The organism is Mannheimia sp. (assembly GCF_056854775.1).
Genome location: NZ_JBXGGI010000074.1, coordinates 1 through 24,280, shown reverse-complemented (window position 1 = coordinate 24,280; position 24,280 = coordinate 1). Strand labels below are relative to the sequence as shown.

The following is a 24,280-nucleotide window of genomic DNA, read 5'->3' as shown; positions in this document are numbered from 1 at the left end:
GGCTTTTGGTGCTACCCGGTTAGATTATTCAACTCTTAAAATACGGCAAGTGTTTGTGCCGCCTGCTTTTAATTCATCACCGTGTGTCAAAAGCACTAATTCGCCGGTTAATAAATAACCTTGCTCTTTTAATAAAGAGATTGCTTTTTTCGCTCCGTCCATTGTACGGCTGTCTTCATTGTAATATACAGGGGTTACACCACGATATAATGCACAAAGATTTAATGCTTTTTGATTGCGAGACATTGCATAAATTGGTAAGCCTGAGCTGATACGGCTGGTTAATTTTGCTGTTTCACCTGAGTGAGTTAATGAAATAATTGCAGATACGCCTTCTAAATGGTTTGCTGTGTACATTGCAGACATTGCAACGGCTTCTTCAATTGATTTAAATGTGCCTTCCATACGGTGGCGAGAGATGTTGATGCTTGGCATTGTTTCTGCACCTAAGCATACATCAGCCATTGATTTTACTGTTTCAACCGGATAATCGCCGTTTGCTGTTTCGCCTGAAAGCATTACCGCATCCGTACCATCTAATACTGCGTTAGCAACGTCCATTACTTCAGCACGGGTAGGCATTGGTTTTTTGATCATCGATTCCATCATTTGTGTTGCGGTAATCACTACACGGTTTAATTTACGTGCACGACGGATTAAACGCTTTTGTACACCAACTAATGCTGCATCGCCAATTTCAACCCCTAAATCACCACGAGCCACCATCACAACGTCTGCACCTAAAATGATGTCGTCCATTGCTTCTTCGGTTGCAACAGTTTCTGCACGTTCAACTTTTGCCACGATTTTTGCATCTAAACCTGCTTCTTTCGCTAATTGGCGAGCATATTCTAAATCCGCACTTGATTGTGGGAATGAAACCGCTAAGTAATCTACACCGATTTTCGCGGCTAATTTAATATCTTCTTTATCTTTTTCAGTTAGTGCAGGAGCTGATAAACCACCGCCTAATTTGTTGATTCCTTTATTGTTTGATAAAGGACCACCAACGGTTACTTCAGTGTGAACACGTACACCTTCAACCTCTAATACTTTAAGTTGCACGTTACCATCATCTAATAACAGAATATCGCCCGGTACTACATCGTTTGGTAGATTTTTATAGTCTAAACCTACTGCATATTGATGACCTTCGCCACGCGGTAAATCTGCATCTAAGGTAAATTTGTCGCCAATGTTTAAGAAAATTTTGCCATCTTTAAAAGTCGAAACACGAATTTTAGGACCTTGTAAATCGCCTAAAATAGCCACGTGGCGACCTAATCTTGAGGCAATTTCACGCACTTTATTCGCACGCTCGATATGATCTTCAGGAATACCGTGAGAGAAGTTCATACGAACCATATTCGCACCTGCCGCAATAATTTTTTCTAATGTATTGCCACGATCCGTTGCTGGTCCCATTGTACAAACGATCTTGGTTCTTCTGAGTTTTCTAGACATTATTTGACTCCGTAATAAATTTAAAAAATATAAGTTAAAATCTTTCTAAGCACTTGATTATGCGTTAAACGAGGGTCATTATACGCCTAAATGACAAGAGTTTAAATACAAGTTAAGGAGAATGTTATGAATATTTGGATTATGCGGCACGGAGAAGCAGGTTTTAATGCCCCAAACGATGCCGCTCGTAGTTTAACCGACAATGGTATAAAAAACGTCATCTCACAAGGCAAATGGCTTGGAGAATATTTAAACAACAAGCAAATTAAACTAGACAAAATTCTGGTTAGCCCTTACCTCCGTGCTAAACAAACCCTTGAAAACCTCATTACAGGTATGCAAGCGGTCAATTTTTCGCAAAATTTTGCAAGTCTTACTGAAGAATGGGAAGAAATTACGCCTGATGGCAATCCTTATGTGGTCGAAGACTATCTTCATTTTTTAAGAGGAGAAGGGGCAAAAAATATTCTACTGATTTCTCATTTACCTCTGGTGTTTGATTTAAGTCAACGTTTAACGAATAATCAAGGTAATGTACAATTTCCAACTTCCACCATTACTGAAATTCATTGGGTTGGAAACAACGGCGAAGTTGCCGAAATAAAACACGTTTAGTCCTATTTTTTATATTGTCAATAAAAATATTTTCACTATTTTTGCAAATTGTCTAATTTATAGACTTCCAAAATGATTAAAAAGTGCGTATTATACGCCCCCTAAATCAGTAAAACTGATAACTAAATGATTAATAAAGAAGTACGGTATTTGCCGTACTTTTTATTTGGATATCCCTCTGGTTAAAATTACTTCAAATTTGTTAATAAAAGGTTAAAAATGCAAATAGGACAATATGAAATTAAAAACCGTATTTTCCTTGCACCGATGGCAGGTATTACCGACCAGCCGTTTCGCCGATTATGTAGCCAACTTGGTGCAGGTTTGACGTTTTCAGAAATGATGTCCACAAATCCTGATGTATGGCATACCGAAAAATCGAGATTGCGTTTAGCTCATCACGAAGAAATCGGCATTAATGCTGTACAAATTGCAGGTTCAGATCCAATAGAGATGGCAGAAGCCGCAAAAGTGAATGTTGAATATGGTGCCGATATTATTGATATTAATATGGGTTGCCCCGCTAAAAAGGTAAACAAAAAAATGGCAGGCTCTGCTCTGCTGCGTGAACCTGAATTAGTCGCTCAAATATTAGATGCTGTGGTTAATGCTGTTGATGTGCCTGTTACGCTAAAAATTAGAACAGGCTGGGATCTTGAAAATAGAAATTGTCTGACAATAGCCAAAATTGCAGAACAAGCCGGCATTAAAGCCCTTACTATTCACGGACGTACCCGCAGTTGTTTATTCAATGGCGAGGCGGAATATGAAAGCATCAAAGCCGTTAAACAAGCTGTATCAATCCCCATTATTGCTAATGGCGATATTATTTCGGCTGAAAAAGCGAAATCTGTTTTAGATTACACGAATGCTGATGCAGTAATGATTGGGCGAGGAAGTTTTGGCAATCCTTGGCTATTTAAGGAAATCAACGATTTTTTTGAAACCGGGCAATATTCCACATTACCCGAAAATGAAAAATATCAACTGATGTTTAAGCATATTGAAGACTTACACCACTTTTATGGGGAAGAAAAAGGCTATCGAATTGCTCGTAAACACGTTGGTTGGTATGTGGAACAGTTACAACCGGAATCAAATTTTAAACGCACTTTTAATACGTTAAGCTCAACCAAAGAGCAATTAAACGCATTAGAAGATTTTGTTAAATCGATTCGTTAGAATCTTAATAATAAAGTTGGATAGAAAAAAATGTTAGAACAACAACCTACACAAAACCCATTAACAGTAACAATGTTAAATGCACAAGCACAACAGGTTAATAAACCTCTTCGTGATAACGTTAAAGCAGCATTAAAAAACTATTTATCTCAATTAAATGGTGAAGATCCAACAGAATTATACGAATTAGTATTATCTGAAATCGAACACCCGATGTTAGATATGGTGATGCAATACACTCGTGGTAACCAAACCCGTGCAGCAACAATGTTAGGTATCAACCGTGGTACATTACGCAAAAAATTAAAAAAATACGGTATGGGTTAATCTGAACTACCATAAAAAACGATTTAATTCGTATATTAATTAGGCAAAATAAAAACGCTGAACATACCATTCAGCGTTTTTTCTATTTTATTTAAGTGCCTAGAACTTCATTTCAAATGCTAAACTGAAATTTCGTCCGGGAGCAGCAAATCGGGTATAATTGCTACCTTGGTCTTGATTGACTGCATTCACACTAGATTGGCGTACAGACTCCCAAGTGGAATATTTACGATTAGTTACGTTATAAATACCACCACGTAAAGTATAGTTTTTATAGTTGAGATAGCCCGTAATATCATGCGTATACCAAGAATTGGTGAGCTTACCGCCTAAATCAACACGATGTATACCGTGGTGTCGTGTTCCTGAAACCTCCTCTGCTTTTTTAGCTCTAGAGTAAGTAGTTGTAATTCCAATTCCCCATTTTTCTTCGGGATGATCATAGCCAAATCCAAACACATAGCGAGCAGGTTGAATCGCATCTAATATCGGATCATTTACACTGGTCAATCTTTGGTCGGTGAGTTTCCGATCTTTTACTTTGACACGGTTATACGCTACCGAAGAATAAAATCCATCAGGAATTAGTGAGAGAATACCGTGTAGATCGAATTTAGCGATTAAATTCACTCCATTTAAAACCACATCTTGAATATTATGGTAGTTATAGAAACATTCGGATTTCTTATGTGTGAGTTTTTTACAAGCCGTTGCGATCATATTCCGATAATTATTTCGGAAATAGCTCACATCAATATAACCAAATTGCCCTTTAAAACTTACCCCCATTTCATGATTCATTGATTTTTCCGGCTCTAAGCGGTGGTTGCGTTGCTCATTTTGCACATATTCATTATCAATCAAGCCAATATGAGTTCGTTTACCATAAAGTTCGTAGAAAGCCGGTACTCTAAATCCATTGGAAATACGGTATGAAAGTGCAATAAAGTCGCTTGGTTTGAGCGTGATACCACCATTCCAAGACCAATTTCGATAAGTTCGACTAAGTGTCCATAGATCATCAGATTTAAATCGATGTTGATCAAAACGTACCCCTAAGCCAAGATCAACATACTCGCTAGTTATTAAATCACGGAAGCTGACAAAACGGCTGTCTCCTTTAATTTTACGAGGTTCGCAGTTTAAAATACCACCATGTTTATTATCACATAATGATACAGTTTCAATACTACGTGGAAGGCGTCGATAGATATAAGGATCATCTAATCGTCCTCTGCCGCGAATATTGATATAGCCGCCTTTGGTGTATTGGGCATACATATCACCGTGGTTCATTAGAGAATTAAAACGATCAAATCCAAGGCTAAAATTCATCTTATGAGTCTGTTTAAATATCCCTTGCCCAGCAGTAAATGCTTTATCAAATTCTAAGCGGATCAAGCGGTGTTTTTCTTGATAATTATTGCGTTCAGTTTGATACATAGACCAAGCTTTATCCAAGCTAGGGCGGCAATTTTTATCAACGTTCGGATAATCGCTACAATGCAAGCGGTGCATACGGCTATATAACTCAATATTTTGTTTATCAGCAATGAGTTTAAAACTATCCAGCCAACGATTATTTTCCGGCTTATATTGATAATTGAAACCTAAACGACGTTTATGATGATGTTCATCAAAGAATTTTACACGGCTATAACGCAGCCCGTAAGGGATACTTCTATCAAATACTAAGCCATCTAAAATATTATTACCTTCATAAACAGGGTTCTTACTCCATAGATTATCTAGCTTGATATTAACATCATCTTTTGTGTAGTAAGCCGGCGTTTGCATATCACGTATATCATAACGCTGCTTCGTATCTTCTAAAACCGCACCAAGATAATGAGAAGAGTTAAAATGATAACCTAACTTCACGAAAACAGAATTGCTCTTATAATCCAAAGGATTTGGTGCAATACGCTCTTTACCTGTATATTCTTTAGCAGATAACTGCTCTGTACGATAAGGAATTTGCTCAATCTGTTTACGCTCTTCAGAAGTATATTCCGGTGCTTTTCTAAACGGGAAATTATCACGATTCAATTTAACGCTTGCTCGTGGGGTGCAATCCAATGTTGGACAAGCATCCTCTACGATAAAAAATGATCCTCCAGGAGCATTTTGTGCAGACCCGGGGTAAAGATCATAGCGATTTTCAAAACCGGTGATACGTTGAATATTATGATGTAGTTTATTGGCTTCAGAGTGAGTTTTAGTCTCTTTACCGTTACGATGGGTCGCAATCACAAGGGCTTCAAATCCGTTGGCTTCTCCCGCAGCGGCAATAGATTGTAAAAAATGGCTATTTTTGCTGGTATAAGCGGTCTTAGTATCTAATCCCCACTGTTGTCCATCTTTAATTACATCCTGAGCATCTTTACTGCGAAAACTAATTGCTCCACCGAGAGCACCAGAGCCATATTCAGCAGAGCTTGCCCCTTTGCTTAATTCAATTGAGCGAATATTCTCATATTCGATTTCATTTATCGCCCCACCATTAGCACTTGAGCCAAGAGTATTATAATGCTGTGCTTGTGGTAGACCATCAACTAACATAGCAACTCGGTTTTTATCTACTCCTCGAATAGCATAACCACTACTAGCTCCTCTACCTTGTTCAACAACCGAAATCCCGGGATCATAGCGAGTTAAATCACGAATCCCAAGAATTTGATTTTTACTCATCTCACTATAATTTTTAACAACTTTTCCTAATCCGGTTACTTCGTTTTGACGCTCGTGAGCGTAACGACTTTCTGTTACAATAACTTCGTCTAAAACAGCTACATCACTATTTTCTGTCATTTTTTCATTTTCAGTCGCCGCACTATATGAATGGGAAAGTGCAAACAACACCGCTGACGCAATGGTTGAATAGCGAAAATGATGATATTTCATTATCATTAAGTAGGATCTCCTTTATTTAATTTTGCAAATTTTTATAAAAAATAACCCGCTTGCTTAAGTGAAACGAGCGAAGAAATTATGATTATTTTTCTATTTGACGTTTACCGCCAAACATAATACTGACTTTATCTTTATCCGTTTCTGCACTATGTACAATACCACCTAATTCAGTTGCTTTAGGACCATAAAAACCCCCTTCAAATTGGGTATTGATATGAACTACCGTGCCACCATTGGTACTTTTCGGATCAAGATTAAAACCAGAATCACTCGTTTTGGCAGTCCCTGCAAAACCATTAGCCTTCACTTCACCTTCAAGTGTTAGCATTGGACGTTCTTCAACGCCATCATTAGCAATCAATTTGCCATTGATTTTTTTATTGGCAAAATCTACATCAAAGAGTGAGCGAGTACCACTTTCACTATTACTTGGTGATTCAGCTCCTACCGGACCGGATTTGCTATGAATTATCCCATTCCAAGTTCCGCGATATTGCACCATTCCGCTTGGTAAATCCATCACAGCTGTACGTTCACCCACCAAATATTGATGAGCACTATCATTATCGTTTTCTACATTGTAAGTCCCAAATTTGACATAGTCTAAATTATTACAACAAACTGAAATTCGATACGTTTTACCATTTATAGTACGGGTAACCACATCATCAAATTTCATTTCGGAAAAGCTATTTTTACCTTCTGCGATAAGAGGAATTTGCTGATTATTAATAATCAAATGTGTCGCATTCCCGAAAGTATCCATTTCAGTTTTACTCAAGTCTTTCAAGTTAATTTTGAGAGCATCAAAGGTTCTTTCGCTATCATTTTCTTTTGCATCCCGTTTGCCTGCAAAAACAACAAATATTGACTTATCATCCGCTAAGAATTTACCGGCGAGTTCTTGAGCCTCTCCGCCAAAAAATCCGCCTTCAAGGGTAGTAGAACTTTTACCAAAATAAGGATCATCGGGATTTTTTGCATTTGCTTTACCTGCAAAGCGATTGCCTTTAATTTTGGCATCTATGTAGTACATTGGTTTAATTTCTTGCTCTGTAGTACGACTAACATAACCATTACTTACTAATGTTCCAGTTAAAGTTTTATTAGTAAAATCAGCAGTAAACTCGCCTGTATGCCCCATTGGTTTCGTAGCATCATCAACATTAACATCGTGCCTATTTTCCGGCGTAGCGCCAATGTTTATACCTGCTGCTGAATTATTAAAATACTTGTTATCTTTCCCTTTTCTTGCATCAGTAGTAAAATCCCAATATCCATTATAAGTAGCTTTTTGGGCTGGCATTGCTTTTGCAGGCTCAGTACCTAAATAGTAAACATACCCATGTGCACCTATTCTAAAAATATCTTTAGCCTCCCTTTCAGGTTTTGCCCCAGAGTGCAATACATAACCAGAACGGACAAAATTAAAATCTCTAGTATGTAGTTTGTGATTACCATCATGAGTATGACTAAATCCGTCATCACTACTACCGTACGCTTTTACCTCTTCTTCATACGGAATTTTGGTTATATCTCCAGTAATCTCCGTTATATCACCAATAGGAGCGACTTCTTCTCCCCCTTTCGCAAAAGGTTGTAAATTACGACGCGGAATTTTGGCTGAAAAACCAAATCCCGGTTTCAATAGGGCTTCCGCTTCAGTACTATTTACTGTACGTCTTGCATTGCTATTATCATCTTGTAAACTTGGTTTTTGAGGTACATTTGGCGTATGAGATTCAGCTTTGGATGATTGAACATCAAAGCTTCCACCATTTGCTGAGCAAGCAGTAAGTAGTGCCGCATTAAGCAGTACAAAACCGCTTTTAAGTTTAAACATAGCGTCTCCTTTAAAAATAAAATAAAAACAAATAAAATAATAATCATTATCATTTTATTTGTTATATAAACTAATGTAAAGACTTGGACTTATTTTGTAGTACTTTAATGCTTTTTTAGTTAAGTAGGTGAGGCTGGAGATAAGGCTAACGCTTTGAGTACAACTAATTGATTTTTAGATAATAAATTAAGAGGCTGACAAACCGCTATTGCTGTATTAAGCGATTCGAAGTCAAAAGTCGAGTTTTCAATCTGAAAGTGCGGGTAAGTTTTAGATAACTTGCAGTTTGAAAGATAGATTGTATTTGGTCATAAAAACCTGCCCCTTAATCAGTTGGTTGTTTAGTCCAACTTTAGGGCAGATTATTACCCAGCTTTTTTATGCTCTACAAGCGGTTAATTTTCCATAAAAATTTGCAAGAAATTTATCCATTCTATTGTTTTTATGCAAAACGTGTTATTTGCTTGTATCTTCATCAACTTGCAACAGCGGAAACCCACCTAAATCTTTAAGGCGATTCACCATTGCACAAAATAACTCTGTGGTTTTTTCGGTATCGTATAATGCACAGTGGGCTTGGTGTCCGTCAAAACTAATTTGGGCGGCTTGGCAGGCTTTAACTAACACCGTTTGTCCGTACATAAAACCTGCAAGGGTTGCAGTATCAAACATTGCAAAGGGGTGGAAGGGATCACGTTTAGCATTAATCCTTTTAACCGCTGCCTGTAAAAATCCCTGATCGAACGCAGCATTGTGAGCCACAATCACCGCACGTTGGCAACCCTGCTCTTTCATCGCTCTACGCACCATTTTAAACATTTCGGGAATAGCGATATTTTCTGCCACCGCACCTCGCAATGGGTTATCAATATCAATGCCGTTAAACTTTAGCGACTCTGGGTTAATATTCGCCCCTTCAAACGGTTTGATATGAAAATGGCATTTTTGGTCTTCCACTAAGTAACCGTTTTCGTCCATTTTAACCGTAATTGCCGCCAGTTCTAATAACGCATCAGTTTGAGCATTAAGCCCCGCAGTTTCAACATCAATCACAACGGGCAAATAACCACGAAAACGATTTTTTAATAGATTATAATCGGTTGGTGGTGTAGTCGATTGAGAGGTAGATTCAGTTATATTTTCCATTTTTATTTCAACTTAAAAATACAAGCGGTCTGATTTGCAAAATTTTTTACAAATCCGACCGCTTGTGAATAGATAAAAGGAATTAGTTTCCTAATGCGGCTTGTGCGTTTTTGTTTTCAATAAATTCGATTTTATAACCATCCGGATCTTCCGCAAAAGCAATAACCGTTGTGCCGCCTAATACAGGACCCGGCTCACGGGTAATTTTACCACCTGCCGCACGCACATCTTCAATCGTTTGATAAATATCATCAACACCTAATGCAATATGACCATAAGCAGTACCTAGCTCGTAGCTATCCACACCCCAGTTGTAAGTCAGCTCAATAACTGCACTTTCGCTTTCGTCAGCATAGCCTAAGAAGGCTAAAGAGTACTTGTATTGCTCGTTCTCACTTCTGCGTAACAAACGCATACCTAACACTTCGGTATAGAATTTGATTGAACGCTCTAAATCTCCAACGCGTAACATTGTGTGTAAAATTCGCATATTTTCTTTCCCCCTTGAAGTTAAAAAATCTTGCGTATTATGGCATAATTTGAGCTTAAAATCATTTTCTTTCCATTTTTTAGGATTATTTATGGCTCACGATCACGACAGCCCATCAAAACTTGAAATTGCCACACACGCAGCCCTGCCGATGGTGTTAATGCTATTTATTGAAATGGCACTTAATTTTTACGCCTCTCCGGATAATGCTATTTTCATCTCCCCTTATTTATTGGCGTTTTTTGTTACCTCTTTCATCGCCATTTTAGTATTATGGAAAGGTGAGATTTGTCGTGGGCAAACCAGCCGCTTAACCTTTATTCTGCCTTTTTTACTGATTTTTGCAGTCGGAAATTTTATTTATTCGATTGCTTTCACACCTAAATATAACCCAATGGCAATTGCAAGTTTTGCTGCCATTTTATCTTGCTTGATCTATTTTCGTTTGCCGGAAGATGAAACGCTCTACAACACGTTGATGTATTGTGGTTTTGGCATTGTGGCAATCGGCATTATTCAATATTTAGCAATTTATTGGATTGAACTGCCTTCACTATTTAACGGCATTCGTGCCAATAATTTTGCTCAAGTGCTGCTTGGCATTTTACTCGCTGGCTGGTATTTAATGTTAGCAAAAAGCCGTTTAGAGGTTTTCTTGAAATTATTGGTAAAAGCCGCCTTAATTGTCTTGATACTTAACTACTGCTGGTCAGCATTTGTGTTATATCAACATTTGCAAATTATGCCGGAAATGCCATTGCTCTCATTCATTCTTTATTTTGCTGCACAATTTGTGATTTTGCTGATGCTGGCGTGGTTACTACTTGGAAAAAATATCAAAAATCCGACCGCTTGGAGTGTCGCTACAACCCTTGCAATCTTATATCCATTCGCCAATGTAGCCTGATTTTATGAAATGGGTATTACGCATTTTCGGCATACTTACCGCAATATTCATTGCGGTGATTGCCTTTTTATGTGTGCCTAATACCCAACTTGCTACTCCCATTAACTGGATTTTACCGAAAGAGTGGAAAGTGAAAATTCCACAAGGGTTACACCTAAATTGGCAAGGTTCATCAGTTTCACAATTTCAACTTTCTTATCGAGATTGCCCGCTGATTAGTGCAGATAAAACAGATCTCACTTGGATTAAGCAAAACCACCTATTTGTTGAAAAATTAGACATTGACTCCCACTGCTTATCACTCTTTCCCAAATCGGAAAATAATTCCAACACTTCGCTAAAAGCATTACTGGCGGTGATTCCTGATGGCGAAGCAACTATCCACTCGCTTAATTGGAAAAATCTCCCGGAGAATTTTAACCCAAGAATTATCCACTTGTTAGAACAACAAACCGCCTTGAAAATTTCCCTGTTTAATGGAGAAATCAAAGCTACATTAGCTCAACAAGCGGTCGATTTTTCCGCATTTTTTACAAATGGGAAATTGAATGCCGATTTAACTTACCAACCAAGCAAGCAAGAGCAACATAAGCTTACACTTTCTGCTGAAATTGAAGATAATTTCCTTACGCTTCCACACACTCTTTCAGCAGAATATTACTGGCAGCTGCCCGATGAAATCATTACAACCAAAGCCTTACAAAACGGGCATTCAACCTTGAATTGGCAGAAAAACGCCCAACAACAATTTGAAGGAAACTGGCAGGCAAGCCTTAGTACTGAAAATGATAAGCTCAATTTCCCTTTTCTGTTTGACGGCAAAAGCCTAGAAATCAAACAAGGGCGTTTTGATTGGAGCTTAACCGAACGTTTTCCGCTTCACGGCTTTGTTACAGCAAAAGTTACTCCACAATCTTTTACCAACCAGCCATTTTTGCCGCTTAAAACGGCTATTCGTATCAGCTTGCTTTCCCAAAACAGTTTAGGAAAAGGCAATATTGTGATCTCCAATTCAGAGGGCGAAATTACCGAACAAGGGCTGAATTTACCACTACGTTTGACAGGTAACATCAAGCACGGTAACTTTATTTTATACAGCAGTATTCCGCTGGATTTTCAGGGTAATTACGATGATTTAACCTTGAAGTTTTTACCCACTTCCCTGCTTCGTTTGACAGGGAAAGAGCGTTATTTAACGATTGATGATTTACGTTTTCCGCTTGCCGGGATCAAAATAGATAAACAAGGTATTCACGGGCGATTACACGCCATTCTTCGAGGACAAAGTCCTGACTTTAAAAATATTGAATTCCATTTAGATGGACAAGCTCAAAATTTTAAAGCAGGAGCGTTAGATTTTTTCCAAGATCCGAAAGACCCAAAAGCCGTTAAAGATAGCTGGAAATGGCGAATTTGGGGAAACTCCAATCTTAACGCTTTTAACAGTAAAGTAAATTTAAGCGGTAGAGGGCAATGGCATAAAAATACGGTGCAGCTTAACGAACTGAAGGGCGATTTATCCTCTGTGAGGCTTGATGGCACAACTATTTCCAAAACAGAGCTAACCAACGCCCAAACAATACAATTTAATATCAAAAAATTCACGCTTGACGGAGCTATTCAGCTCAAATCACCTGAAATTAAGTTTGATTACGGTGGTCTGCTACCAAAACCACAAGCAAAACTTGCTTTTAACGGTGAGTTAGAAAATCTTAATTTCAAAGGTACAGTAAATACCACCGAACTTGGTCCGCTTAAATTATTTGCTCGCCGCCAATTAACCGCAGATGCCAGCCAAATTATCGGTAAGCTATATTGGCTAGAGCAGTCTGCACAAGGCTTTCAACCTCTTTTTCCATTCCGTAGCCAATGGATAATTAATAACGGCACAATTCGTGGCGAAACGGCATTTACCGCCAGTGCAGAAAAAGGCTTAATTGCAGGCGGGCATTTAACCATTCGCAACGGAGGATTATCCTTACCAGATGGCGAGGCAAAAGGCATTGAATTTGCTCTACCTTACCGCTATCAAGATGGACGCTTTCATTTCGGTGTAAAAAAACCGATAGATGTCAAAGTCGCACAAATCAAACTCGGCGAGTTAGCCCTTGATAATGCCTCAATGAAAATTAATGGTTACTACCCTTACACTAAATCTAAACCATTGAATTTAAATCAATTATCCTTTAATTTATTTGGCGGTAAACTCAATGTAAAACGCTTCGCCTTACCGCAAACCGAAATTGCTTATCTGAATTTAGAGCGGTTAGATTTTGAGAAAATTTTGCAATTTATGCAATATCAACAAATCGATCTGAAAGGCAAAGCCAACGCTACCTTGCCATTTTGGCTAAGCGGCAAACCTTGCTACATCTGCGATGGCTTACTTACCCAAGCGGAAACCTCTTATTTAACCTTTACCCCTGAATTGCTTTCAGAAATGAAGAAAAGTGGTTACACCGAGCAAATTTTGTTACATTTAGTGGATAAAAGCACGATTAATGATTTTCGCAGTCTGATTAATGTCGGCTCAAAAGGCGATTTAGTGTTGGACGGAAAATTAAAATTATCGTCTAACCAAGATCAATCCAAAGTGAATTTAAACTATAATCACCGAGAAAATATGTTTGATTTGTGGAAATTAATTAACTACAGCTCACAATTTGAGCAAAAGCTAGAAAATTATCTCTACCAAAAATTAGATGATGAATAAAAATAACGGAAGAAAAATGAAAACAGCCTCATTTTGTTTTGCAATTTTTTTGCTAAATTTGACCGCTTGTACACCCAAAGTGCAGCTCGAAACGCCTGCTGATGGGATAACCATTAATATGAATGTAGTGGTAGATCACCGCATTGATGTGAAGATGGACGAAAAATCCCGTGCGGTGATCACGAAAAGTGAAAATAAAACGAAAAATTAGTTAAAGGTTGCCATTTGGTGATCTTTAAATTGCTGATAAATATCGGCTAATTTTTCCCCTGTTGGTAATACCAAATTCGGGCTTAAATCAAACATCGGCACAATCACAAATTCACGATTTTTCATCTCAATATGTGGCACGTCCAAACGCTCGGTTTGAATTTGCTCATTGCCGTATAAAATAATATCCAAATCCAACGTCCGCTCGCCCCAACGGCGTAAACGCACTCTGCCCTGTTCATTTTCAATGCTTTGTAACTTATCTAGCAATTCAGTTGGCGATAATTCGGTTTCAAATTTCGCTACGGCATTCACATAATCAGGCTGATCTTGCGGTCCAACAGGTTTTGAGCCATAAAATGGGCTAATTTCAAAATGAATTGCAAATTTTTTCAATTTTTCGACCGCTTGTTTAAGCTGTTCGAGAGGATTATCAAGGTTTGAGCCTAAGGCGATGTAGACAGTTTGCATAATTTTCCTTTCCTAAAAAAGTAGGAGCGAAAGATTTTTCGCCCCTACAACATTATTCAGTTTTAGATGTTTTCGTTTTTTTCTTAAACGTTCTACGGCGGCGTTTTTTCTTCGCTTCAGGCTGAATATTAGGCAAATGACGAACCGATTTTAACAACTCACCACGTTGCCCCTCATTGCTGAATTGGTATTCGTGCCACCAAGCAGCAAGTTCAATTAAATCGCCACCTTCAATTTCCGCACGCATCACTAACAAGTCAAAGCCTGCACGGAATTTGATATGTTCCAGCGTTTGTTGCGGGCGGTTGCCACTACGTTTCATCATTTGGAATTGCAATGCCCAAATATCACGAATAACCGAAGTATGACGACGATGCAAGGCGATAGCTTTGCAGCTATCTGCCAAGATGTCATTTGCCGCTAACATCATTGCATCGTGGCTGTTGAAACCACCTTCATTTTTAAGTTGTTCCATTTTTTCACGCAATGGATACCAAAGCAGTGCAGCAAATAAGAAAGCTGGATTAACAGGCAATTGATCTGCAATGCGTTCATCTGTTGAGGTTAATGCTTTATTAATCATACGCTCAGCATTTGAATCCCCTTTTGGGGTGAAAAACGGCGTTAATACAGGGAACAAGAATTGCCACAAATCGTATTCACGTAATAATTGATAGGTTTTTAGCCCTGCTCCTGTTTGTAATAATTTGAGCGATTCATCAAACAAACGAGCTGCCGGGATATTCGTTAAAAGCACCGCCATATCACGAATTGGAGCTTCTGTTGCTTTATCAAGGAACATATCCAGCTTCGCCATAAAACGAATGGCTCTGATCATACGCACAGGGTCTTCTTGGTAGCGGATTGCAGGCTCGCCAATGAGCGATAATTTGCCTGCTCGTAAATCCTCAATACCGTTGAAGAAATCAAAAATCAAGTTACGTTTGGTATCGTAATATAACGCATTGACGGTAAAATCACGGCGTTCGGCATCGTCTCTTAATGTGCCGTATACATTATCACGCAATAGCATTCCTTCATCGCTTACTTTCGAGATTTTGTCATTGCTGTGGGAAGCGTGCCCTGCTCGGAAGGTTGCTACCTCAAAAATTTCACGCCCGTAAACAATGTGAGCTAAGCGGAAACGACGACCAATCAAGCGGCATTGTCTGCCGAAAATACGTTGAATTTCTTCCGGGCGAGCATTGGTGGCAATATCAAAATCTTTTGGTTTTTTTTCAAGTAATAGATCACGAATACAACCACCAACAATATAGGCTTCAAACCCGGCAAGATGTAATTTATCTACAATCGAAAGAGCATTTTTAGGGAAATCCTTCGGACTAATCCCATATTGAGCTGCACTTACCGTGAATTTTTTATGTAGGAGATGAGAAGGCACATCTGTTTGATGACCTTTACTGCCTTTTTTATGGCTTTTTTGTTCTGTTAATTTAGGGGCTGAACGTTTAGAGCGACTGGATTTAGTTGTTTTCTCCGCTCTTGGTTCAACTTCTGGCTTATTTTCCTTCTCTTGCTTTTTTGGTTTGGAAAATAATGACTTAATATAATTAAAAATAGTACACCTCTAAATAGTAAATGCCTCTTTAAAAGAGGCATTATGTAACTTGATTATAAACCTAGCTGCTTCTCGCGAATTTCAGCTAATGTTTTGCAATCTATACATAAATCTGCAGTTGGGCGAGCTTCTAAGCGTTTGATGCCGATCTCAACACCACAGGTTTCACAAAAACCGTAATCATCTTCTTGAATTTTATGTAACGTTTGCTCAATTTTTTTCAACAATTTACGTTCACGATCACGATTACGAAGTTCTAAACTAAACTCTTCTTCTTGACTTGCACGATCGTTAGGGTCAGCGAAGTTCGTCATATCTTCTTGAAGCTGGCTTTTTGTGCGTTCTGCTTCTTCCATAATTTGACCGTGCCACGCTTTCAGAATTTTTTTGAAATGCTCACGTTGAGCTTCATTCATATACTCTTCATCTTTTGCCGGCTCATAAGGCTCAACACCTGCTAATGCTAATAAACCAAGAGAGGTGGTTTTAGCCGTTTCAGTCATAGATTACTCCTTGTTTGGAATTTTATTGTTAAAATTATATCCCGAATACAACCTAACTTCCTTGTAACTACATTATACGAAAAAATCAACATCTTCGGGTTTTTAGTAATGGCGGCTATAAATAACACAAAATCGAATGACTAACAAATAAATTTGCAAAAATTTTGCATTTATATTGATTTATTTGCTCAAAATTATAGCCGAATTTACGTTCGGCTATCATTCTGTTTATTTCTTACCAGCTTTTTGACCAATCGGCGAGCCATTTTTGAATCGTTTCATTAGAGGGCGGAGTAAATTCTAATGTGTTGTAGGTTGGCATTTCTGCAAAAGCAGGATCAACACCTTCCGCTAAAACAGGGTTCATTACATTATGGTAAGAAATAATATGTTGCGACTCAGGCTTATGCAAAAATGCTAAAAATTGATTTGCTAACGCTCTTTGTTTAGTCGTTTTTACAATTGCCGCATTTTCTACTTGAACTAAATGCCCTTCCTCAAATGGAGCTGCCACATATTTATCGGTGTTTTCGTGCCACTTATGATATAAAGGCGATGTAGTATAACTTAATACTAAATCCGATTCCCCTTTTAAGAAAGCTCCATAAGTTTCAGACCAACCTTTACCGACCGTTACGGTATGTTTTGCCAATGTTTTCCAAGCCGTTGGAGCTTCATCACCATACACTTGATTTACCCACATTAAGAAACCACGTCCAACGCTACTGGTTCTTGGATCTTGGTAGATAATCTTTAAGTCTTGGCGTTCAACCAGCTCTTTCAAACTTTTCGGCGGATTTTTCAACTTTTCTTTATCGTAAATAAAGGCATAAGAGCCTGTATCATACGGAAAGAAAATTTTATCTTTCATCTCTAATTTGGTTTTTGCCTCAAATTCCGTGAACAACCCTGAATTTTCAGCTTCAGTTTGCAAGAAATTATCAATGCCTAAAACCACATCGGCTTTGGTTTTTTCACCTTCTAAACGCACACGGTTGAACATTGTTACACCATTATCAAACGGCATAAATTTTAAATCACAGTTACACTCTTTCTCAAAATTTTGCTCTAATTTTGCAGCCGGACCATATTCAGAGGCAAACGAACTATAAGTGTAAACGGTAAGTGTTGGTTGGTTGGCAAAAGCGGTGGAGGTAAGTAGTGCCAATGAAGATAAAATCAGTTTCATAAAAAGTCCTTCTAAATTACGTTGATAGAAGGATTTAAGAGGCAAGTTTGCTATCTCAAATCCCTACGCTGATATTAATCAGATCAGGTTCTATGGGTATTTCTCAGCCACAAGCGGTCGGATTTTAGAGAAAATTTGCAAATTTTTAAGCAAATTAAACCGCTTGTTGCACCCCAATGAGAACGCTTTATTGTAAAAAGTTTGTTGCTGAATTTCAATATTCGCAAACGTTTGCTATTTAGCAAAAAAATCATTATACTACCCACCTAGTTCAAACAAGGAACTAGAAATGAATTATCCTACTTTAATAATGACTCCAAATTCTACGCAGCTACGCATCGTTTCACGAGGCGTGGCTGTTTTTTTATTCATTTCTAAACATTAAAAATCGCTCTTAAAGGCGATTTTTTTATGATACTTAATCTACATTGACAATATTGAAAGGAATAGCATAGATGAGCCAATTGATTCGTACCCTAAAAGGTCATATTCGTGATGAAATCATTAAAAAAGGCGGCTGGGTAAATGCTCACGCTCACGCAGATCGTGCATTTACAATGACACCCGAGAAAATCACTGTTTATCAAAATGCGAATCTACAACAAAAATGGGACTTGGTAGATGAAGTAAAACGTAATTCAAGCGTAGAAGATTACTACCGTCGCTTCTCTCAAGCGATTGAATTGATGATTTCACAAGGGGTTACTGCATTCGGTACTTTTGTAGATATCGATCAGGTATGTGAAGACAGAGCCATTATTGCCGCTCACAAAGCCCGTGAAGTGTATAAAAACGATATTATCTTAAAATTTGCTAACCAAACCTTAAAAGGAGTGATTGAGCCAACGGCGAAAAAGTGGTTTGATATTGGCTCTGAAATGGTGGATATCATCGGTGGATTGCCTTACCGTGATGAATTAGATTATGGCAAAGGCTTGGAAGCAATGGATATTTTAATGGAAACTGCCAAATCACAAGGTAAAATGTTGCACGTTCACGTCGATCAATTTAACTCACCAAAAGAAAAAGAAACCGAGCAACTATGTGATAAATCAGTTGAACACGGAATGCAAGGGCGAGTTGTCGCTATTCACGGTATCTCAATTGGGGCTCACCCAAAAGATTATCGTAAAATGTTGTATCAAAAAATGCGTGATAGCCAAATGATGGTGATTGCCTGCCCGATGGCGTGGATTGATAGTGGTCGTAAAGAAGACCTCCAGCCGTTCCACAACGCTTTAACGCCTGCGGATGAATTAATTCCTGAAGGCATCACAGTGGCAGTGGGGACAGATAACATCTGCGACTATATGGTGCCACTGTGTGAAGGCGATATGTGGCAAGAGTTAAGCCTACTTTCTGCGGGTTGCCGTTTCACTAACTTAGAAGAAATGGCAAATATCGCCAGTATTAATGGACGAAAAGTGTTGGGTTTATAATTCACAGCTTTATTTATTCAAAATAAAAAAGAGTTAATATTTGGCATATTAACTCTTTTTTAGTTCTACTGTACTTGCTTATCTTCTATATTTACCTGCCATTGCTTGGTACACCGCATTTTCATTCGCTAAGATGGTGTACTTGGCATTTAAAATGGCAAGTTGGGAATTACGCTCGGTGTTCATTGCAGCTATCCATTCACGGAATTCTGAAACACCTTGTTCATAACGATTTTTGTAGTATGTACTGATGCGTTTATCTTGATTATATGCATCTTGTAGCACTTTTAACGAGCTTCTTGATTGCGTATAGCCATAATAATAACGGTCAATTTCATTTAACGCCGAAGTAATTTTTTGCTCATAATTCAAACGAGCCGTTACATAATCCGCTTCTGAAATTTTTACGTTATTTTTTACACGATTCCAATCTAAGAATGGTAAATCCAGTTTAATTAACGCATTGCCAACCGGGTTATCTGCAATATTCCCCACATTTGTAGCATTACCAGTAATAGAACCGCCAATAGTTAAAGTTGGGAACCAGCTTTTCTCTGTCGCCGTTAAAGATTTAAAGGCACTTTGTAAACGTTGTAATGAACCTACTACATCAGGGCGATTTGCAATCGCTGAAACCGGCACATTTAAATCCACGCCTTGCAATTTCACATTCATAATATTTGGATAGCGGATATTAAGCGGTGTATTTGGGTGAACATTTAGCAAATTGCGTAACGTCTGCTCTGCCGTTTTTTGCATTGTGCGTAATTCAATCACCTTGTTGCGAGCAGTTAAAACTGCTTGCTGTGCTTGATCTACCGCTAAACGGTCAATTGCACCTGCATTCATCTTGTTCGTTAAAATACGGCTGATTTGCTCATAGTTTTTAATGCTTTCTTCGGTAATACGAATAGCATCACGGTAATAAGCTAATTGATAATAAGTAGTTACCACTGAGTTGATGATAGATAAGCGAGTTGCTTTTAAATCTTCAACTGTCGCTTTATGAACCCATTCTGCCGCACTCGCGGTGTCAGCTAAACGCTGCCATAAATCAATGGTATAACTTAAATTGAATGCTGCTTGAGCCGCTGTAGTTGAAACACCGGTTGAAATATTATTAGAAGAAGCCGAACCCAATCCTTTTGCGGCTGAAGCAGAACCTGAACCACTAAAGGTTGGAACTAGATTTGCTCCCACTAAGTTCGCATTATAAAGAGCTTTATTTACTGCAATCCCACTTTTTGCTAAATCAAGATTGTTTTTAACGGCTAAATCAACAACACGGTTTAATTCCGCATCACTATAACCTTGCCACCATTGCTCATTAATTTGATATTGCTTAGTGATTTCATCATAACTTTGATAAGTTTCTTGTGCTTTTTGCAAAGAACCATCATTGCTCATATTTCCGGTGGTACAAGCCGTTACCGTTAAGGCTAACACCACAGAAAAGGCTAATTTTGAGAGTTTCATTCTATGTCCTTATTTGGGATAAAATAATTTTGTGAAAAAATTTGGGTAGAAAACCGGCGTATTCTACCCAAAAACTACGTTTCTTTCCAGCTAAAATGAACGCTTGTTCATTTAGTTATGTAATAGTTCACTAATCAGATTGGTATGACGAATTTTCTGACTATTTAAGCTGACACGCTCTGCCACTAAAATTGCTTTTAGCTCAGAAAGAGCTTGTTCAAAGTTATCATTAATAATCACGTAATCAAACTCATCATAATGGCTCATTTCAGAAACGGCTTCTGCCATACGTTTTGCAATGGTTTCTGCTGAGTCTTGCCCTCGCCCGATTAAGCGTTTTTCGAGTTCAGCTTTTGAAGGTGGCAAAATAAAGATCGTTTTCACATTTGCCACTTTTTCCCGAATCTGTCTTGCCCCTTGCCAGTCAATATCAAGGAAAACATCAATCCCTTGTTCAAGGCTGCGTTCAATCATTGGTAGCGATGTGCCATAGTAATTACCGAACACTTCCGCCCATTCCAAAAAATGCTCTTGCTCAATTAAACGCTTAAATTCTTCGTGGTTGGTAAAGTAATAATGCACGCCATCTTGTTCAGCCGGACGTGGATTACGGGTTGTGTGAGAAACAGAAAGTTGGACTTCAGAACGTGGCAAATCAGCTAATAATGCGTTAATTAACGACGATTTACCTGCACCACTGGGTGCTGAAATAATATAAAGATGACCTAAACTCATTTTCTTAATCAATTTAAAACAGATAAAAATAATGGACAATTTTCATTGTCCATTACACAAAATTACTTACGAGCCAAAGGCGGAACAAAGGTAATACCTAAATCCCAAGGCTGCTCAATCCAGGTTTCTTGTGGAATGTCGATGATATAATCATCAACTAATGGAGCACCTTGTGGTTTAGCAAATACGGTTACAAAACGTGCTTTCGGGTACATTCTGCGAATTTCTTTTGCGGTATTTCCGGTATCCACCAAATCATCTACTACAATAAAACCTTCTCCATCAGTTTCAGCTGCGTGTAATACTTTTAATTCACCTTGATTATCGTGATCGTAGCTTGCGATACACACTGTTTCTACGTGGCGAATACCCAACTCACGTGCTAAAACAGCTGCAGGGAATAAACCGCCACGGCTCACTGCAATAATCCCTTTCCACTGAGAAGCGGGTAATAAATTTTCTGCCAACTTACGGGCGTGCATATGGAACATATCCCACGTTACCACATATTTTTCGTTTGTGTATTTTTCGCTCATAGAAACAACCTAATATAAAATTGGGGCTCACCCCGATATAAAAAAATTGCACTAGAATAACCTGAAAATGGTTTTTTCGCCATCATTTCATTCATTTTTTTATACAACTTATTACGCAACCGTATGCGTAGTGCAAAAAATCAGCACTAAAATAGCTTCTCTAACGTAAAAAACAGTTCTTTATTTTGTCGAGAGTAAAAATCGGCAATATTACTATCCATTTTTTGATAACGGAAATTCAACTTCGGCACAATGCCTTGCCAATGCCAAGTACGATTCCAAACCGCAAGATTAACTTGATATTCCTTATCTTGCCGTTTATAGCCAAATAAATAGTGCTTATCGGCAAAATAGCGTTTTCCAAAGCCTAAACTTGCCTGAGTTGCCCATTTTTCGCCCTGATAAACCGCCCCAACTCTTGCTAACCACTTATTTGACGTTTGAGCTTTCTCACGAGCGATTTCACGACTGCCGTCTAAATTTGCAAAAAATCGCCAGTTTTTGACTGCTTGCCACTGCACTCCAGTACTGATTTGGTGCTGATAACTGTTATAACGACTTGCCGTTAGCTCATCAAAATAACGTTTTTGCAAATGCGTAAAACTCCCCGACACCAACCATTGCGAATTGAGATAACGCAAACCACTTACCGTTGCTCCAAATTGGTAATTATAACGGCTACTTCCCAACCAATTCTGCTCAATAAATGGCGAAACGCTAAAGCGATAGCGAGCCTTGCGGTAACTATAACTTGGCGAAATAGAAAGAGATTGCTCACGGTAATCTTGATTATCCCAATAATAAATACCGCTATAATTTAGCCCTAACCCCACAAAATGGTTGCCACGCAAATTCTGCAATTTGCTTAATCCGAAACCATAGCGAACACCTTTTGCCGATTGTGGAAGACTTTCTTCATTTTTACGGAAAATCCGCCCATTTACGTTCACAATCGGCGAAGATGACGCATTATTCACATTATTGGTTTGGGTATATTGCAGATAAAAATCAGGCTGCCAACGCTCATTTTCTGCAATTTGCATTTGAGTAGTCGCCACAATTTTGCCTAAATCGGGCGGTAAATTGGCTTGAATATGGCTAAATTCACGCTCCGCCTCACGAAATTGCTGATCTTCTGCCAAAACTAACGCTAAATCAAAACGTGGATAAACCAAATTGGGATTTCTGGCGAGTAATTGGCGGTAGTGAAAAATGGCTGAATGATGATCTTTTTTCGCATAGGCAAGTGCCGCTTGGGCGTAATGCCAAAGTAAAGGATCAACATTTGGCATTTGCTGATAATGGCTTAAAAGCGGTGCTAAGTTTTCCCAATTTTGGCTCAAAATTGCTTGGTTAATTTGCTGTTCAACAGTCTGATTGAATGAATATTCAGCTTGATAAGCGGTCGTTTTTTGCGATTTTTTTACAAAATTTTGTTCAAATTTGACCGCTTGTGAATGGCGTTCAAAAGAAACGGGATCTGTGTTGTGCTCAATCACGGTTTCTGCCAACACAAAAGGGATAAAAAGTGGAAATAACAGGGTATATTTTTTCATAAAGATAAAGAAAATGGGTAGATACGGTTAATATAAATGCCGTTTAATTTGTGGTTAAACGGCATTGGATATTAGAAAAGGTTATTATTGGATATCGCCACGAGTGCCGGCAAGACCGTAATTATCTTTACCTAATGTCATTTTACCACCAATTTCTTCTGCATTTGGTCCAAAGAATTCAATTCGATAAGAACCTGTTGCATTTATATCTGAATGAGCTTTTCCGCTAATAGTAGTATTAGAAATTTTACCCTCTGCTAGCACAACATTTGGCTCATATTTCAAATTTGTTACAGATCCTGAACCGATACGTTTATTAAAATCTACATTATAGCTAAGATTACCTTGAGCATTACCTTTGTGGAAAGTATCAAAAGCATTTCCTGTATAAGTAGCTTTCCCTTCTGAAGGAAGGGCATCAACAGGAGTTTTTACTCCTTTCGCACCAGGATTAAAAGTATATTCTTCTACTCTCTGACCGTTAATTGTTCCTGTTTTTAAAGAATAACTACCTCTTACAACAGAATACTGCTGGTTGTATAATAATGAACCTTTTTCCGTAGTAGTATCTTCGCTCACTGTTGAACAATAGTTATTAACACAGCTTGAACTACTGTAGCTTCTTGGAGTTGATGAAGTATTATAAAGAGTCAAACCATTTTCCCAATCTGCACTTGTAATACCTTTAGCATTATCAATAACAATGACATCAAGATTTGCTTTTGCTACATCATCACTATTGGCTACATTATTTTTTGCAAATGTTTGTGCCTTATCATCAGAAAGTCCTTCGTTTTTTGCCATTTCAACTAATTGACTAAAGCGAGCTTTTTCCTGAACTAACTTATCTAATGCAACTTTTGCAGTTTCTGCATTGTTATCAATATGAGCATTTGCGTAATTTTGAGCTTCATCAGAAGTTAAACCAGCTTCTTTTGCCTTACTAATTAAGTTACTTAATTTTTCTTCTCTTGCTTTACGCTCTG

The 24,280-nt window shown here is 38.2% G+C and carries 21 protein-coding genes and 1 riboswitch; of the genes, 7 read left to right on the top strand and 14 right to left on the bottom strand.

The genetic code is table 11. The features are described 5' to 3' along the window. Nucleotides 1–24: 24 nt before the first annotated feature. The gene (gene pyk, locus ACJHV0_RS05620; RefSeq protein WP_483133616.1) at nucleotides 25–1,464 is read right to left on the bottom strand and encodes a pyruvate kinase; all 1,440 of its coding nucleotides are present in this window, start codon (nucleotides 1,462–1,464) and stop codon (nucleotides 25–27) included. A 126-nt stretch (nucleotides 1,465–1,590) separates the two neighbouring features. On the opposite strand from pyk, the gene sixA reads away from it, so the two are divergent. The 3 genes from sixA (at nucleotide 1,591) to fis (ending at nucleotide 3,588) form a co-directional block, all read left to right on the top strand. Next, nucleotides 1,591–2,079, top strand: coding sequence for a phosphohistidine phosphatase SixA (sixA, locus tag ACJHV0_RS05615; protein WP_334235852.1), 489 nt, complete (start codon nucleotides 1,591–1,593; stop codon nucleotides 2,077–2,079). Nucleotides 2,080–2,298: 219 nt separating this feature from the next. Continuing rightward, nucleotides 2,299–3,261, top strand: a complete 963-nt coding sequence (gene dusB / locus ACJHV0_RS05610; protein WP_025236500.1) for a tRNA dihydrouridine synthase DusB — start codon at nucleotides 2,299–2,301, stop codon at nucleotides 3,259–3,261. A gap of 30 nt (nucleotides 3,262–3,291) precedes the next feature. After that, a complete protein-coding gene (gene fis / locus ACJHV0_RS05605; RefSeq protein WP_006247967.1) occupies nucleotides 3,292–3,588 on the top strand; it encodes a DNA-binding transcriptional regulator Fis in 297 nt (98 codons plus the stop codon). Between the two features lie 99 nt (nucleotides 3,589–3,687). Here the strand turns inward: fis and ACJHV0_RS05600 are convergent, their stop codons facing one another. The 4 genes from ACJHV0_RS05600 to gloA all read right to left on the bottom strand — a co-directional run bounded on the left by ACJHV0_RS05600 (nucleotide 3,688) and on the right by gloA (nucleotide 9,980). Then, complete coding sequence (locus ACJHV0_RS05600; protein WP_483133621.1) at nucleotides 3,688–6,492, bottom strand: lactoferrin/transferrin family TonB-dependent receptor; 2,805 nt, start codon at nucleotides 6,490–6,492, stop codon at nucleotides 3,688–3,690. 91 nt (nucleotides 6,493–6,583) lie between these two features. Beyond that, complete coding sequence (locus ACJHV0_RS05595; RefSeq protein ID WP_483133615.1) at nucleotides 6,584–8,344, bottom strand: transferrin-binding protein-like solute binding protein; 1,761 nt, start codon at nucleotides 8,342–8,344, stop codon at nucleotides 6,584–6,586. A gap of 456 nt (nucleotides 8,345–8,800) precedes the next feature. Continuing rightward, nucleotides 8,801–9,490, bottom strand: a complete 690-nt coding sequence (gene rnt / locus ACJHV0_RS05590; RefSeq protein WP_283386265.1) for a ribonuclease T — start codon at nucleotides 9,488–9,490, stop codon at nucleotides 8,801–8,803. Between the two features lie 82 nt (nucleotides 9,491–9,572). Continuing rightward, a complete protein-coding gene (gloA, locus tag ACJHV0_RS05585; protein WP_025236505.1) occupies nucleotides 9,573–9,980 on the bottom strand; it encodes a lactoylglutathione lyase in 408 nt (135 codons plus the stop codon). A 91-nt stretch (nucleotides 9,981–10,071) separates the two neighbouring features. Between gloA and ACJHV0_RS05580 the strand changes: the two genes are divergently transcribed. The 3 genes from ACJHV0_RS05580 to ACJHV0_RS05570 are packed head-to-tail and all read left to right on the top strand — an operon-like array spanning nucleotide 10,072 to nucleotide 13,811. Next, nucleotides 10,072–10,887, top strand: coding sequence for a hypothetical protein (locus ACJHV0_RS05580; protein ID WP_334228866.1), 816 nt, complete (start codon nucleotides 10,072–10,074; stop codon nucleotides 10,885–10,887). Nucleotides 10,888–10,891: 4 nt separating this feature from the next. Continuing rightward, nucleotides 10,892–13,600 (top strand): YdbH family protein, encoded by a 2,709-nt coding sequence (locus ACJHV0_RS05575; protein ID WP_483133614.1) that lies wholly within the window; start codon nucleotides 10,892–10,894, stop codon nucleotides 13,598–13,600. A gap of 16 nt (nucleotides 13,601–13,616) precedes the next feature. Beyond that, complete coding sequence (locus ACJHV0_RS05570; RefSeq protein WP_025216848.1) at nucleotides 13,617–13,811, top strand: YnbE family lipoprotein; 195 nt, start codon at nucleotides 13,617–13,619, stop codon at nucleotides 13,809–13,811. Here ACJHV0_RS05570 and folK read toward each other — a convergent pair. The 4 genes from folK to thiB form a co-directional block, all read right to left on the bottom strand. After that, nucleotides 13,808–14,281: a 2-amino-4-hydroxy-6-hydroxymethyldihydropteridine diphosphokinase gene (gene folK, locus ACJHV0_RS05565; protein WP_483133613.1), complete on the bottom strand. Its 474-nt coding sequence runs from the start codon at nucleotides 14,279–14,281 to the stop codon at nucleotides 13,808–13,810. The two genes, ACJHV0_RS05570 and folK, sit on opposite strands and share 4 nt — an antisense overlap. A gap of 52 nt (nucleotides 14,282–14,333) precedes the next feature. After that, nucleotides 14,334–15,860: a polynucleotide adenylyltransferase PcnB gene (pcnB, locus tag ACJHV0_RS05560; protein WP_334248391.1), complete on the bottom strand. Its 1,527-nt coding sequence runs from the start codon at nucleotides 15,858–15,860 to the stop codon at nucleotides 14,334–14,336. A gap of 53 nt (nucleotides 15,861–15,913) precedes the next feature. After that, nucleotides 15,914–16,363 (bottom strand): RNA polymerase-binding protein DksA, encoded by a 450-nt coding sequence (gene dksA / locus ACJHV0_RS05555; RefSeq protein ID WP_025236511.1) that lies wholly within the window; start codon nucleotides 16,361–16,363, stop codon nucleotides 15,914–15,916. Between the two features lie 235 nt (nucleotides 16,364–16,598). Next, on the bottom strand, nucleotides 16,599–17,552 hold the full coding sequence (gene thiB / locus ACJHV0_RS05550; RefSeq protein WP_483133612.1) for a thiamine ABC transporter substrate binding subunit: 954 nt from the start codon (nucleotides 17,550–17,552) through the stop codon (nucleotides 16,599–16,601). Nucleotides 17,553–17,594: 42 nt separating this feature from the next. Beyond that, nucleotides 17,595–17,738, bottom strand: a riboswitch (TPP riboswitch). Nucleotides 17,739–18,007: 269 nt separating this feature from the next. Between thiB and ACJHV0_RS05545 the strand changes: the two genes are divergently transcribed. Beyond that, nucleotides 18,008–18,991 carry an amidohydrolase family protein gene (locus ACJHV0_RS05545; RefSeq protein ID WP_025236513.1) on the top strand — a complete coding sequence of 328 codons (984 nt, stop codon included), beginning with the start codon at nucleotides 18,008–18,010 and terminating at the stop codon, nucleotides 18,989–18,991. Between the two features lie 78 nt (nucleotides 18,992–19,069). On the opposite strand, the gene tdeA is transcribed toward ACJHV0_RS05545, so the two are convergent. The 5 genes from tdeA to ACJHV0_RS05520 form a co-directional block, all read right to left on the bottom strand. Continuing rightward, nucleotides 19,070–20,467, bottom strand: a complete 1,398-nt coding sequence (tdeA, locus tag ACJHV0_RS05540; RefSeq protein ID WP_025236514.1) for a toxin/drug exporter TdeA — start codon at nucleotides 20,465–20,467, stop codon at nucleotides 19,070–19,072. A gap of 111 nt (nucleotides 20,468–20,578) precedes the next feature. After that, nucleotides 20,579–21,202 (bottom strand): guanylate kinase, encoded by a 624-nt coding sequence (gmk, locus tag ACJHV0_RS05535; protein WP_025236515.1) that lies wholly within the window; start codon nucleotides 21,200–21,202, stop codon nucleotides 20,579–20,581. Between the two features lie 62 nt (nucleotides 21,203–21,264). After that, on the bottom strand, nucleotides 21,265–21,738 hold the full coding sequence (gpt, locus tag ACJHV0_RS05530) for a xanthine phosphoribosyltransferase (protein ID WP_025216824.1): 474 nt from the start codon (nucleotides 21,736–21,738) through the stop codon (nucleotides 21,265–21,267). A 146-nt stretch (nucleotides 21,739–21,884) separates the two neighbouring features. After that, nucleotides 21,885–23,294 (bottom strand): surface lipoprotein assembly modifier, encoded by a 1,410-nt coding sequence (locus ACJHV0_RS05525; RefSeq protein ID WP_483133611.1) that lies wholly within the window; start codon nucleotides 23,292–23,294, stop codon nucleotides 21,885–21,887. A gap of 84 nt (nucleotides 23,295–23,378) precedes the next feature. Next, on the bottom strand, nucleotides 23,379–24,280 hold a 902-nt coding region (locus tag ACJHV0_RS05520), incomplete at its 5' end, for a factor H binding protein domain-containing protein (RefSeq protein ID WP_483133610.1).

Coding starts and splice junctions, on each gene's coding strand:
- pyk (WP_483133616.1), bottom strand. CDS start 1,464: ATGTCTAGAAAACTCAGAAGAACCAAGATCGTTTGTACAATGGGACCA.
- sixA (WP_334235852.1), top strand. CDS start 1,591: ATGAATATTTGGATTATGCGGCACGGAGAAGCAGGTTTTAATGCCCCA.
- dusB (WP_025236500.1), top strand. CDS start 2,299: ATGCAAATAGGACAATATGAAATTAAAAACCGTATTTTCCTTGCACCG.
- fis (WP_006247967.1), top strand. CDS start 3,292: ATGTTAGAACAACAACCTACACAAAACCCATTAACAGTAACAATGTTA.
- ACJHV0_RS05600 (WP_483133621.1), bottom strand. CDS start 6,492: ATGAAATATCATCATTTTCGCTATTCAACCATTGCGTCAGCGGTGTTG.
- ACJHV0_RS05595 (WP_483133615.1), bottom strand. CDS start 8,344: ATGTTTAAACTTAAAAGCGGTTTTGTACTGCTTAATGCGGCACTACTT.
- rnt (WP_283386265.1), bottom strand. CDS start 9,490: ATGGAAAATATAACTGAATCTACCTCTCAATCGACTACACCACCAACC.
- gloA (WP_025236505.1), bottom strand. CDS start 9,980: ATGCGAATTTTACACACAATGTTACGCGTTGGAGATTTAGAGCGTTCA.
- ACJHV0_RS05580 (WP_334228866.1), top strand. CDS start 10,072: ATGGCTCACGATCACGACAGCCCATCAAAACTTGAAATTGCCACACAC.
- ACJHV0_RS05575 (WP_483133614.1), top strand. CDS start 10,892: ATGAAATGGGTATTACGCATTTTCGGCATACTTACCGCAATATTCATT.
- ACJHV0_RS05570 (WP_025216848.1), top strand. CDS start 13,617: ATGAAAACAGCCTCATTTTGTTTTGCAATTTTTTTGCTAAATTTGACC.
- folK (WP_483133613.1), bottom strand. CDS start 14,281: ATGCAAACTGTCTACATCGCCTTAGGCTCAAACCTTGATAATCCTCTC.
- dksA (WP_025236511.1), bottom strand. CDS start 16,363: ATGACTGAAACGGCTAAAACCACCTCTCTTGGTTTATTAGCATTAGCA.
- thiB (WP_483133612.1), bottom strand. CDS start 17,552: ATGAAACTGATTTTATCTTCATTGGCACTACTTACCTCCACCGCTTTT.
- ACJHV0_RS05545 (WP_025236513.1), top strand. CDS start 18,008: ATGAGCCAATTGATTCGTACCCTAAAAGGTCATATTCGTGATGAAATC.
- tdeA (WP_025236514.1), bottom strand. CDS start 20,467: ATGAAACTCTCAAAATTAGCCTTTTCTGTGGTGTTAGCCTTAACGGTA.
- gmk (WP_025236515.1), bottom strand. CDS start 21,202: ATGAGTTTAGGTCATCTTTATATTATTTCAGCACCCAGTGGTGCAGGT.
- gpt (WP_025216824.1), bottom strand. CDS start 21,738: ATGAGCGAAAAATACACAAACGAAAAATATGTGGTAACGTGGGATATG.
- ACJHV0_RS05525 (WP_483133611.1), bottom strand. CDS start 23,294: ATGAAAAAATATACCCTGTTATTTCCACTTTTTATCCCTTTTGTGTTG.